We start from the raw sequence: 12,312 nt of genomic DNA on the forward strand, positions 1-12,312 counted from the left end.
GTGAGCTTTCCGAATCCCGGCAAGGTCATTTCCGACCCTGCTTGAAGTGGCGTGCATTATAGCGGCCTCTCCGTGCTTGGCAAGCTCTTTTTGAAGAAATTTTCTTAAGAAAATCAATTACTTGGAGCTAACCCCTCACTGCTGTCTCAAGCAGCGAGGGCGCGAACTATACGGGCTACTGTGCTTCTATGCAAGACTTTTTTCAGCTGTTGCACAGCCCTCTTATTTTGAGGGGAGTAATGAGGCCGCATCCGACCTCCCGACGATCACAACTCCGTTTAAGTTCGCACTCCCGCATAACTAGAGTAGGGTTGCCAAAGGCAGGGTCCAAACGGGATTGTTAAAGACTAGTGGTGTTTCTCATCCTTCGCTTCTGCACTGTCACTTGCTGCTGCGCAACTTGCAGGCTTCGGATGGAGGCGGCCCCACAGCCACATCGCCGGCCCAGACAAGGTATATATCACAGCCAGGGTCAGCAGAACTCCAGCGGGATCAATGGTCACCAAGCTAAAGATCAGTATCACCGCCAACATCATGACGAAAGGCACTCTGCCCTTGAAATCCAGTCCTTTAAAGCTCGCATAGCGGAAGTTGGATACCATCAACAAGCCCGCGGCCGCAGTCACCAGCGCCGCAATAAATGCCAGTACAGGCCCAACTTCGGCATCGTGACCAGACCAAACCATGCTGGCCACTATCGCCGCAGCGGTGGGGCTGGCAAGGCCGATAAACACGCCTTTATCGACGCTATCCACCTGAGTATTGAATCGGGCCAGACGCAGGGCGGCGCAAGCCGCATATAAAAAAGCAATGGCCCAGCCAAATTTACCAAGAGTCTTCAATGCCCAACTAAAAGCCACAAGCGCAGGCGCCAAACCAAAGGACACCATGTCCGACAAAGAGTCGTACTGCACACCGAATGCGCTTTGGGTATCGGTCAGTCTCGCCACCCGCCCATCCAGGCCATCGAGCACCATAGCAACAAAAATAGCGATAGCCGCGGCTTCAAAATTGCCGCCCATACCAGCGACTATGGCATAAAAGCCACTGAAAAGAGCTCCGGTGGTGATCAGGTTGGGTAATAGGTATACGCCACGGGCGCGCACCTTTTTACCATTTGCCGCAACCTCTTCCTCGATATGCTCATCAACCGGCAAACGAATTTCCTCGCCAGCCGTATTTATTGAGTCCGCGGGCTTCTTTTCATCCCCTTCAAGGCTCATAGATTCTCCGTAAGTGCATTTTGCAGCCAGCGAGTGTACGCGATTGGCCAGTGCGCGCACAGGGCAAAAAAAAACGGCGGGGATGCCCGCCGTTTTTTTGTGATGTATCGATCAGTTATTGCCTTCCGTCCGGTCGATAATCTTGTTGGCTTTAATCCAGGGCATCATTGCGCGCAACTTGGCACCTACCTGTTCGATTTCATGTTCGCCACCAATGCGGCGTTCAGCCTTGAGTCGAGGCTGACCCGCCAAGGATTCGAGCATAAAGTCTTTAGCAAACTTGCCAGTCTGAATGTCTTTTAACACCCGCTTCATTTCTGCCTTGGTTTCGTCGGTAACAATACGAGGTCCCGTAACATAATCACCGTACTCGGCAGTGTTGGAAATAGAATAGCGCATGTCAGCAATACCGCCCTGGTACATCAGGTCAACGATCAACTTGAGTTCATGCAGACATTCGAAATAGGCCATCTCCGGTGCGTAGCCCGCTTCCACCAGCGTTTCAAAGCCGGCAGCCACCAACGCAGAAACACCTCCACATAGCACCGCCTGCTCACCAAACAAATCCGTTTCCGTCTCCTCACGGAAATTGGTCTCAATGATTCCCGAGCGACCACCACCATTTGCACTGGCATAGGAGAGCGCGAGATCCTTGGCTTTGCCTGAGGCATCTTGATAAACCGCAATCAGAGTCGGAACACCACCACCTTCGAGGAAGGTAGAGCGCACAGTATGGCCTGGCCCCTTAGGAGCAATCATAATCACATCTATATCTGCCGGTGGCTCAATCAGTTCAAAGTGCACGTTAAAACCATGCGCAAAAGCGAGGGCAGCATCAGGCTTTAAGTTTGAAGCCACTTGCTCTTTGTAAATATTGGCTTGGTACTCGTCCGGCGCGAGAATCATGACTACATCCGCATCTTTAACCGCATCCGCCACAGTAGCCACGCGCAGACCGGCACCTTCAGCCTTGCTCCAGGAGCTAGAACCTTCGCGTAGGCCTACAACTACATTGGCCACACCGGAGTCTTTAAGATTATTGGCATGGGCATGGCCCTGGGAACCATAGCCGATGATTGCAATACTTTTTTCGCGAATTAAAGAGAGGTCACAATCTTTATCATAATAAACTTGCATTGCTAAATTCCTATTTCCTGCTTTCTATACACTTAAAACTTTTTCACCGCGCGCGATCCCAGATACTCCTGAGCGGACGACTTCCATAATGGTGTGCTCACCCAATGCCTGTAAAAATGCATCGAGTTTTTCACCAGTACCAGCGACCTGCACCGTGTACATACTGCTGGTAACATCTACAATTTGGCCGCGAAATATATCCACACTTCGCTTAACTTCATCTCGTTGGGCACCGTTCGCACGCACTTTAACCAGCAGTAATTCCCGCTCTATATGAGAGCCTTCGGTGAGATCCACCAGCTTTACAACATCGATCAACTTATTGAGGTTTTTTGTTATTTGTTCAATTTTGTGATCATCACCAATGGTTACCATTGTGAGGCGCGACAGAGTGGCATCCTCTGTCGGCGCTACCGTAAGGCTTTCAATGTTGTAACCGCGCTGGGAAAAGAGACCCACTACTCGGGACAATGCGCCGGGTTCATTTTCCATCAATACCGAAATAATTCTTCGCATCACCCTGCCCCCTAAGTCCGCTCGGTTTTACTCAGCCACATATCCCGCATGGAGCCATTTGGCATTACCTGCATCGGATAGACGTGCTCAGAAGGATCGACATATACATCGATAAATACCGTGCGATCTTTTTCGGCAAAGGCTTCCTGCAGTTTCAGGTGGAGGTCTTCATGCCGTTCAATTTTCACCCCAAGATGCCCGTAAGCCTCGGCAAGCTTGACGAAGTCTGGCAATGACTCTTCGTACACACTATTGGAGAGGCGACCTTCGTATTGCATTTCCTGCCACTGTTTCACCATGCCAAGCGCCTGGTTATTGAGGCACAGAATTTTCACGGGCAGGTGGTACTGGGTTGCGGTAGACAGCTCCTGAATACACATCTGAATACTGCCTTCGCCAGTCACACAAACCACTTCTTTATCCGGATGCGCAATTTTTACCCCCAGGGCAGCAGGAAGGCCGAACCCCATGGTGCCGAGTCCCCCTGAGTTGATCCAGCGACGCGGTTTGTCAAAGTGGTAATACTGGGCGGCAAACATCTGATGCTGCCCTACATCGGAGGTTACGTACGCATCCCCCTCGGTGATGTCATATACGGCGCGGATTACCTCCTGTGGCATGATCAGTGCACCGTCAGTCTGGTAGCGCGGTGCCGTATAGAGGCCGTGACGCTCGCGCCAATCATCGATCTGACGCCACCAATCCACAATTGCAGACTGATCCGGCTGCTCTTCGCTGGACTTGAGGGTATCCAGCATCTCCAACAATACTGACTGTACAGTACCGACGATGGGGATATCGGCAACAATCGTCTTGGAAATAGAGGCCGGGTCCACATCGACATGAATAATCTTGGCACCCGGACAGAATTTGCTTGGCGTACTGGTGACTCGGTCATCGAAACGTGCACCTATCGCCAAAATTACATCTGCATGGTGCATGGCAGTATTTGCTTCAAAGGTGCCATGCATGCCGAGCATCCCGAGGAAACGCTTGTCACTACCAGGATAGGCGCCAAGCCCCATCAGTGTGTTGGTTACTGGGAAGTTCAAACGGCGCGCCAACTCGGTAAGCAACTCTGCGCCCTCCCCCTGTACCACACCACCCCCGGCATAAATCACCGGGCGACGTGCAGCCAACAATAGAGCCACCGCCTTGCGAATCTGCCCGCCATGGCCCTTACCGGCTGGCGTGTAGGAGCGCATCCGCAGTTTCTCCGGATAGCGGTAGGGAAATCGCTCCGCTGGATTGGTCACATCCTTGGGCACATCGACGACCACCGGTCCAGGTCGGCCAGTACTGGCGATATAAAAGGCCTTTTTAATGACTTCGGGAATATCTTCGGCACTCTTGACCAGAAAGCTGTGCTTCACAATCGGGCGCGAACAACCGACCATATCGGTTTCTTGGAAGGCATCCTCACCGATTTTGTCACTGGGGACCTGGCCCGAAATCACCACCATGGGAATTGAGTCCATATAGGCGGTGGCAATGCCGGTTATGGCATTGGTAGCACCCGGACCGGAAGTCACCAGCACTACCCCCACTTTGCCAGTAGAGCGGGCATAGCCATCTGCGGCATGAGTCGCACCCTGCTCGTGGCGCACCAGAATGTGCTTTATCGACTTCTGCCGAAAGATCGCATCATAGATATGTAATGCCGAGCCGCCCGGGTAGCCGAAAATCAGATCCACCCCTTCATCCTGCAGCGCGCGAACCAACATATCGCCGCCGGAAAGTAATTCCACTTGAGTCTCCTCAATTTTCCTGTTTAGTAGGATAGCCATCACCAAAGAACCACCGTTCAAGCGGTTTACGAGAATGCTAGACCGCAACTATAAAAGAAATTGGTGACAATTATCAGCCTGTTGCGTGTTTGTATGCCGATTTTTAGGATGAATTTATCGCGCACAGAAAAACACCTAGCCCGAAGCCGACACAGCTGTGTCAGAATTGCAGGCTAGCAGGCCTCCAGGGGTGGGGAGAGCCTCTCGACAGAATAACGGCGGAAGGATGATCCGCCCGGGAGCCGGCGTCTTGACCGCGGATGTGCGGCGACAACCATTGCCGAGGAAACAGTCGATTTTGCCAATTGGGCCCCAGCTGTCAAGAGAGGCGAATGAAAGTGTTAAGAGAGTTGCAGGAAAAACCCCAGACACCGGTACAATGCACGGTGTAAGGAAAGACAATACAAGATGGGGTAATCCAATGCGCGTCGCGCTCGCAATGCTAATCTCCGGCCTGGCACTCACCGCACAGGCCAACGGCATCTATAAATGGGTAGATGAGAACGGTGTGGTCCACTTCGGCGAGCAGCCACCCAATAGCAGCGAGGTGGAGGTGATCAAGAAACCCAAAACCGAGCGCTTTAAGCAGTGGGAAGCGGAGCAACAGGCAGCTCGGGCTGCCACCGAAGCGAAGAAGCAGACCACCAAACCCGCAGTCGAACCTCAACCCATACGCCAGCCCGTGCCCCAGCAGCCTTCTAAAGAAGAAGAGCAGGCTGCCCGCGCACAAGCTGCAGCCCGCGCCCAACGCTGCCAGAATTCTCAGGAAAACCTAAAGGCGCTGACCAGTCATGGGCGCGTGCGCGAGGTCGACGAAAATGGCAATCAACGCGTGCTGGGAGAGGATGAACGGCAGCAGCGCATTACTCGGGAACAGCAGAGCATCCGTGAGAACTGCTAACCGCCGCTATAGATCTAGTTCTCTGTAGGGGGTGTCGTTGAACTGCTCAATATTATAGCGCTCGGTGTAATACCCTGGCTGAAAGAGTCTCTCAGTTCTCGGCACTGTAACCCTGGAGATACTCAACTGCTTCACCAAGTAGGGGCCATCCTGTTCCTTATCACGGATCATGAGACCGTAAAATTCGAAGGGTATCCAATGACGCCCTACAGGCAGTTCAGCAGCATACTGGAGCACACCGATAGGTGTCTGCTCATCATTGTAAAGAGAGGCGCGGAAATAAAAGCGTCCCCGCTCAAGAATTTCCACCTCTGCCTCTACAAGCAGGTCCCCCTCGGAGGTTACTGAGTCACGTAAGTTTCCTGTGTAATTCCCTGTGTCCTCAGACAGGGTAAAGGCGGCAGCATCACGCAAGCCGTCTATATCTGTATCCACAATAATCTTGTAGATACCGGCAGACAGAGGCCGGCCTTCATAGGAGCCCGCCTCCATTTCCACTTCGTAAATTAGGTCACCATCATTGTCGTTAAAGGTCAAAGTTCCCACCACTTGCCGGTCATCCATCACCATCAGAGCTGTGAGATCCGCCAGAACTTTCACTCCATCACTATCGGTCTGAAAGGCATAAACCTGCACCTTTTCACCATATGAATAAAACTTCTTTTGTGTCCAAAGCGTCAACGCATCGCCATTGTCACTCTGGGTAGTGCGCTGATCAGGCGCATGGGTCTGGGTGATAGGGTCCTGGGAAAGGCTATTGATAGCGCGATTCTGTGGCGGGTAACGGTGGAATTTCGCCAGATCAGAGAGCAGGGACTGGTGCAGTTCGGTTTTTACTGGCCGCGCCTGGATCTCCTCCCACACCTCAATAGAGTCGTCCTTCACAAATTCCTTTTCAACCACCTCAACCAGAGGGGTATCCTGCCATACGGGGGGGGACTCGACAGCGGCCTCTGCCTCGGCAACAACTGTCGTAGGGAGATCCCCACTATCCGCCACCTGCCAATAGAAAATTGCGGCAGCAATAAATAGGATACTGGTGAATATGGCTATAGGCTTCTTGATATTACGGTTGTTACTGGCGAACATCGACTCGCTCCCGAGAAGCATTTACTGGGTACAGGCTGCGATACGACCGGCGCTATTTTTCCCCGCTCCACAATCCAGGCCACCGGGTATACCGTCGTAGTCGGGGGATATATTACCGCCATTGCGTTGCGCATCATGGTCAACGTGGATACTGGCGAGGTTGTAGGAGCGCGCGGTACCCTTGTGGTCGTTATCGCAGGAAAATATCGCACTGCCGTAGGCAATGCCCATGAAAGTGTCGTACTGCTTCAGATTGGACCAGAGGCTGCGCTTACCGGAACCGGAGCAATTCATCTGGGAGGCAAGATTGATATAACCGTCATCTTCACCATTTAGTAACGCCGAAGAAGCACTCTCGACCCCCGGGAAGGCAGAATAGCCACCGATGGTATAAACCGGTGCGCCCAGGTTGGTGCCAACGTAATTGCGCACTGTATAGACGTCATTAGTCTGCATATAGCGCACAGCAGAGCACTCGCGCCCCAGGAAAAGGTCATTGATCACATCGTCATACCAGCTCCCGTTACAAATACGGTCGACGCCCTCGGTACCGGTAATTGCACCGCCGGTGGTAAAAATTGCCGCTACACCATTGATGGCAGTATCGAAGTCAACCTCAACTGCATTACTCTCGCTCAGTTCGGCCACCCTTACTTCTTCGTTCACCTTTTTACAGCTAGTGCTGCCATACCAGGTGGTTGAGCACTTTTTTACTTCCTGTATTTTGGTATTGGTGTCGTACTGGTTGTAAGCGCGGTTATAGTATGGGGATCCCTCCACCGCATTACCAGCAATGTACATCATCTGTGCGGCGCCTTGACTGTGGGAAATAACCCAAAAAGTATCATCGGCGGAACACTGGTTATTGTGCTTGAACCTGTCCCCTTTTCCACTGCGAATATCAATGATTTGTCGGGCGATTTCCCCGGAGGTTTGGTTGTGCCAGTAGGGCAGTTCCGCCTCGTCGGTTGAATCGTAACCGACTACACCGTAGTTACCGCCAATGGCTACCAGCTGATCGATAAAGCTGCTGTTTTTATACTCGTCAAAGTAGGTTTCACTCCAATAGTCCAGTGCTGGCTGCACTAAACTCCCATCATTGCCTACGCTAGTTTCTTGGTGCCCCTTGACTCCGTGTCCGTGGACCAGGATATAGCAGTTCTCCGCTGCCGCTGAAGAAGCTCCCATCATCGCAGCAAAAAAAACAGACAGGCCTGCGCCCAGTCGTCTAGACAGTGTCATGGTTATTATCCTTTATAGTTTTATAAGTAGCTTTAATTATGACTAGTGAGTCTGAGCGATTTTATTTCCGCAACAAGTCACAATCCTTGCAAGGTATCCGCAGAGGCCGGGAAGCGAATAGGATTAATGGCGCCAGAGGATGATCAGGCACGCCACCTGACGCGACTGACCCGTCATATTCTACAATTTTGTTTTCGCTGTTTGCGGCGCCTTTGCTATGATCCTGCCAACGCCACCCGGACGGCAAAGAGTCATGAGAGACCAGAAGAAAAATAAGTCCGGCCATGCCGGCGTGCCCAAAATATTTGCCCCCTATTTTGTAGTCGCTGCCGCCAGACTCGGTATTCCCACAGAGACACTGGTTGAGAGTCTGCCATTTGCCTTCAGTTGGAATCCCGATGAGAGCGAGCGGCTTAGCTACACTGAATTCAATTCCTTGATTGAAAACCTGGTGACCCTCTCCCCTGTATCCTCACCCGGCCTCAGCTTTAGCCGCTTCCCCATCATTTTGTGGCTGGAGGAAACCATTATTGAGGCACAGCCGTCACTGCGACGCCCAAGGGAGATTCTGCGACCTGCAGAAATTGTCCTGTCGCAAACCCTGGCCCCCCTTCTCCGCTTCGAAACACGGATAAAAGCGGATTCTGAAGTACTCATGCTGAACTGGCGCCAGGAATTATTCAGTGATCCTGTCAATGATTTTCTCGCAGAAATGTTGATGACCCGGGCGGTGGAATTACTCCGCACCCTAAACCCCCAATTCGCAGAAGTGCGCGGTGTTAAACTGCTGAGATCCAAACCTGAAGATGACTCAATTTACACGCGGATTTTCCAGTGCCCTGTAGAATTTAACAGCAACGAAAACTCAATTATTCTGGGACCTCAGACACTAGATTTTCCGATTCCCAGTTATCACAAGTTATTGCGCAGTCAAAGTCGCAATATCTTAAAAACGGTATTGCACAGCACCCTGTCGAGTTACAATCTCGCTGCGAGCCTGCGCTCCTGGCTGGAAACACAGCTATTGAGGGAGGAGATTTCCATTAAGCAAGCCGCAGCCCATTTCCGCACTAGCGGACGGACCCTGCAGCGGAGGCTGCGTGAACAGGGAGTTACCTTCCAGCAACTCAAAGACAGTGTCACCCTGGCACTGACCAAACGGCTCCTATTGTCCACCAGTGAGTCGGTCGAAAGCATCGCGGTAAAACTGCATTTTGCTGAGCGCGCCGTATTTACTCGTTTCTTCAAGAAGCACGAAGGCGTTACTCCCAGTGAATTCAGACGCAGCAATTCCTCGGGAGTTATTCTCGACGCTTGAGCCCACGAGATAAAAAATGCCCCCTCACTCTTTGGCCGATATCGCAGCCCCCATTACTCTGTAGTCCCGCCCCAGGTATAAATACATAGCTGGTACCACAAACAATGTAAACAAGGTGCCAATGGTCATGCCGGTGGCGACCACAAGGCCCATAGCAAAACGGGCCCCGCCGCCTGGCCCAGAGGCAACTAATAGCGGAACCATGGCCAGTACCAGTGATGCAGTGGTCATTAACACTGGGCGCAGGCGGATCGAAGTTGCCTCTTCAATGGCAGTACGCTTATCCATTCCCCCCAATTGCAACTTGTTGGCAAATTCCACGATCAAAATTCCATGCTTGGAGATCACGCCAATCAATGTCACTAAACCCACCTGAGTATAGATATTTAAGGTGGTCAGGCCGAGGCTGACAAAAATCATCGCCCCGCACACACTCATTGGCACAGTGACCAGCATAATCAGCGGATCGCGCCAGGACTCAAATTGAGCGGCGAGTACCAGGTAAATTACAACTAGCGCGAAGAAAAAAGTCACTACCAGATCCGTACCCTCCGTCTTGAATTGACGAGACTGCCCGGCGTAATCCACAGAGTATTCTTGAGGCAGTACTTCTGTGGCAGCACTGTCCAATATTGAAAGGGCCTCCCCCAGTGTGACACCAGGACGGGGTACCCCTGAAATAGTGACCGCATTCAATTGTTGAAAACGCTTTAATTGCTGGGGCTCTACAGTTTTCCTTAGGGATACCAGGGTGTTGAAGGGCACGAGATTGCCATTACGTGCGCGAATATAGTATTGGCCCAACTGTTCCGCGGTAAGACGGTCAATTCGCTCCACCTGAGGAATCACCTTGTAACTGCGGTTATCGAGTGAAAAACGATTGATAAAGGCTCCGGATAACATGGCACCCAAATCGCGACTCAGGTTCACCATTTCTATCCCCATGGTAGCCGCTTTATCCCGGTCTATTTCAATCACTACTTTCGGTTTGTCGATCTTAAGATCCGAATCCAGGAAAATAAATTTCCTGCTTGCCAAGGCTCGGGACATAATTTCATCGGCAAAAGAAGCCAGGTTTTCCATCGGTACAGTGGCACCGATCACAAATTCAACCGGCAAACGCCCCCCCGCAGTCGGTAAACTCGGCGGCACGACTACCGCAACTTTTAATCCCGCAATCTGCTGCACATCCTTACTGATCAATTCCTGCATTTGTTCCGTATCTTTATCGCGCTTTTCCCATGGGCCCAACACAAAACCCGCGGTAGCATTATTCACCCCACTACTAAATGTTCCCGAACCATTCAGCAAAAAGATATTTTCCACTTCACTGTATCGTTCGGCTATATCATTTAGCTCGCCAGTGTACTGTTCTACATAATCCAGAGTGGCATAAGCGTCTGCCGTAGAAATAGTGAGCACAAGCCCCCTATCCTCTGTCGGTTCCAATTCCTGTGGAGAAGTAATAAAAAGAAAGTAACAACTCCCCAGTACAATCAAGCCAAAGATCAGAATGACTCTTCGCTCATCCAGGGTGTTATGTAATCTGTTTTCAAAACCTTTCTGTAATCGGCCAAACTGTCGTTCGAGCCAGACTTCCAATCGGGTGCCGCCGCCATCACGAGGTTTGAGAATCTTCGAGGCCATCATTGGTGACAGCGTCAGTGCGACCACACCGGATAAAAGCACCGCACCTGCCAGCGAAAAAGCAAATTCAATAAACAGCGTGCCAGTAAGCCCCCCAAGAAAACCAATAGGAATATATACGGCAATCAAAGTGGTTGTCATGGCCACAATTGGCCAAGCTAATTCACGCGCACCAACAATGGCTGCTTCCTGTGGTGACAGGCCTTCTTCAATATGGCGGTGCACATTTTCGAGAACGATAATCGCATCATCGACGACAATACCAATCGCCAACACCATACTCAGTAGTGTTAACAGATTAATAGAAAAGCCCATTAACAACATTAAAAAAAGCGCGCCGACCAATGATAGGGGAATCGCAATTGCCGGAATCAGTACGCTACGCAGAGATCCAAGAAAGAGATAGATCACTACGATGACGATCAACACCGCTTCAACGATCGTTTTAATCACCTCCTCAATGGAGTCCTCTATATATTCAGTACTGTCATAAGGTATTTCTCCCAACATACCTTCAGGCAGCTGTGGAAATATTTCCCCCTCCAATTTATCCCTGACCTCTTTAATAACCTCCAGGGAATTTGCGTTTGGCGCGACCTCTATGGCAATAAATGTTGCCGACTGTCCATTAAAAGTCACAGAACTATCGTAAGATTCAGCCCCGAGATCTATCTCCGACACATCTCCAAGACGTACTAATTGATCACCATTGGCCCGCACCACCAGCTGGCGAAAATCTATTTTCCGGGCAATGTCGGTGTCAGCACGTATTTCCATGGCAACCCGTGTGCCTTTGGTAGCACCCACTGCAGAGAGTATGTTGTTATCTCGCAGGGCATTCGCTACATCTTCAGGGGTCACTTCCAGTGCCGCCATTTCCTTGGGTTTCAACCATATTCGCATGGCAAAAGTACTATCACCCAGTAGCCGAGCACGTTGCACTCCGCCAATTGTTGCCAGTTTGGGTTGCACAACACGCACCAGATAATCGGTAATCTGATTATTGGCGAGAATATTTGAAGAAAAAGACAGATACATCGCGGCCGTAGTCTCCCCCTGTTGCATTTCAACGCTGGAGTCCTCAGACTCATCGGGGAGGTCGCTACGCAACTTATTTACCTTGGCTACAACCTGGGTTAAAACTTGATAGGGATCATAGTCAAAGCGTACATAGGCATTGATCGTTGAAAGGCCCTGTACACTGGTAGACACCATATAATCGATGCCATCAGCTGTGGCTATTTCCTGCTCTAAAGGCGTCGTAATAAATCCCTGCACAAGATCAGAGTCCGCACCCACATAAACAGTGGAAACGGTAATAACCGCGTTATCCAATCTAGGATACTGACGAACATTTAGTTCTGTTATGGAGCGTAAACCCAAAAGAAAAATAAAAAGGCTGACGACCGAGGCCAGAACTGGTTTCCGAATAAAAATCTCCGTGAAGTTCAC

9 protein-coding genes are annotated in these 12,312 nt (G+C 51.0%); 2 read left to right on the forward strand and 7 right to left on the reverse strand.

Features of this window, described 5'->3' with window-relative positions:
- Positions 1-347 precede the first annotated feature (347 nt).
- From pssA to ACCI49_RS06030, 4 genes are all read right to left on the reverse strand, one after another.
- Entirely contained in the window at positions 348-1,223 is an 876-nt protein-coding gene (pssA, locus tag ACCI49_RS06015; RefSeq protein ID WP_371838070.1) for a CDP-diacylglycerol--serine O-phosphatidyltransferase, read from the reverse strand.
- A gap of 111 nt (positions 1,224-1,334) precedes the next feature.
- Positions 1,335-2,360, reverse strand: a complete 1,026-nt coding sequence (gene ilvC / locus ACCI49_RS06020; RefSeq protein ID WP_371838071.1) for a ketol-acid reductoisomerase — start codon at positions 2,358-2,360, stop codon at positions 1,335-1,337.
- Between the two features lie 24 nt (positions 2,361-2,384).
- On the reverse strand, positions 2,385-2,876 hold the full coding sequence (gene ilvN, locus ACCI49_RS06025; RefSeq protein WP_371838072.1) for an acetolactate synthase small subunit: 492 nt from the start codon (positions 2,874-2,876) through the stop codon (positions 2,385-2,387).
- 11 nt (positions 2,877-2,887) lie between these two features.
- Complete coding sequence (locus ACCI49_RS06030) at positions 2,888-4,624, reverse strand: acetolactate synthase 3 large subunit (protein WP_371838073.1); 1,737 nt, start codon at positions 4,622-4,624, stop codon at positions 2,888-2,890.
- A 265-nt stretch (positions 4,625-4,889) separates the two neighbouring features.
- On the opposite strand from ACCI49_RS06030, the gene ACCI49_RS06035 reads away from it, so the two are divergent.
- Positions 4,890-5,564: a DUF4124 domain-containing protein gene (locus ACCI49_RS06035; protein WP_371838074.1), complete on the forward strand. Its 675-nt coding sequence runs from the start codon at positions 4,890-4,892 to the stop codon at positions 5,562-5,564.
- A gap of 6 nt (positions 5,565-5,570) precedes the next feature.
- Here ACCI49_RS06035 and ACCI49_RS06040 read toward each other — a convergent pair whose 3' ends face one another.
- Both ACCI49_RS06040 and ACCI49_RS06045 read right to left on the reverse strand, forming a co-directional pair.
- The gene (locus tag ACCI49_RS06040; RefSeq protein WP_371838075.1) at positions 5,571-6,653 is read right to left on the reverse strand and encodes a hypothetical protein; all 1,083 of its coding nucleotides are present in this window, start codon (positions 6,651-6,653) and stop codon (positions 5,571-5,573) included.
- Between the two features lie 21 nt (positions 6,654-6,674).
- Positions 6,675-7,895, reverse strand: coding sequence for a hypothetical protein (locus ACCI49_RS06045; RefSeq protein ID WP_371838076.1), 1,221 nt, complete (start codon positions 7,893-7,895; stop codon positions 6,675-6,677).
- 253 nt (positions 7,896-8,148) lie between these two features.
- Here ACCI49_RS06045 and ACCI49_RS06050 point away from each other — a divergent pair, with 253 nt between their 5' ends.
- A complete protein-coding gene (locus ACCI49_RS06050; protein ID WP_371838077.1) occupies positions 8,149-9,213 on the forward strand; it encodes an AraC family transcriptional regulator in 1,065 nt (354 codons plus the stop codon).
- A gap of 24 nt (positions 9,214-9,237) precedes the next feature.
- On the opposite strand, the gene ACCI49_RS06055 is transcribed toward ACCI49_RS06050, so the two are convergent.
- The gene (locus ACCI49_RS06055) at positions 9,238-12,312 is read right to left on the reverse strand and encodes an efflux RND transporter permease subunit (protein WP_371838078.1); all 3,075 of its coding nucleotides are present in this window, start codon (positions 12,310-12,312) and stop codon (positions 9,238-9,240) included.

The organism is Microbulbifer epialgicus (genome assembly GCF_041447265.1).
Taxonomy (GTDB): domain Bacteria; phylum Pseudomonadota; class Gammaproteobacteria; order Pseudomonadales; family Cellvibrionaceae; genus Microbulbifer; species Microbulbifer epialgicus.

What these genes read in the sequence shown, in the direction of transcription:
- pssA (WP_371838070.1), bottom strand. Translation starts at nt 1,223, where the DNA reads ATGAGCCTTGAAGGGGATGAAAAGAAGCCCGCGGACTCAATAAATACG.
- ilvC (WP_371838071.1), bottom strand. Translation starts at nt 2,360, where the DNA reads ATGCAAGTTTATTATGATAAAGATTGTGACCTCTCTTTAATTCGCGAA.
- ilvN (WP_371838072.1), bottom strand. Translation starts at nt 2,876, where the DNA reads ATGCGAAGAATTATTTCGGTATTGATGGAAAATGAACCCGGCGCATTG.
- ACCI49_RS06050 (WP_371838077.1), top strand. Translation starts at nt 8,149, where the DNA reads ATGAGAGACCAGAAGAAAAATAAGTCCGGCCATGCCGGCGTGCCCAAA.
- ACCI49_RS06035 (WP_371838074.1), top strand. Translation starts at nt 4,890, where the DNA reads ATGATCCGCCCGGGAGCCGGCGTCTTGACCGCGGATGTGCGGCGACAA.
- ACCI49_RS06040 (WP_371838075.1), bottom strand. Translation starts at nt 6,653, where the DNA reads ATGTTCGCCAGTAACAACCGTAATATCAAGAAGCCTATAGCCATATTC.
- ACCI49_RS06045 (WP_371838076.1), bottom strand. Translation starts at nt 7,895, where the DNA reads ATGACACTGTCTAGACGACTGGGCGCAGGCCTGTCTGTTTTTTTTGCT.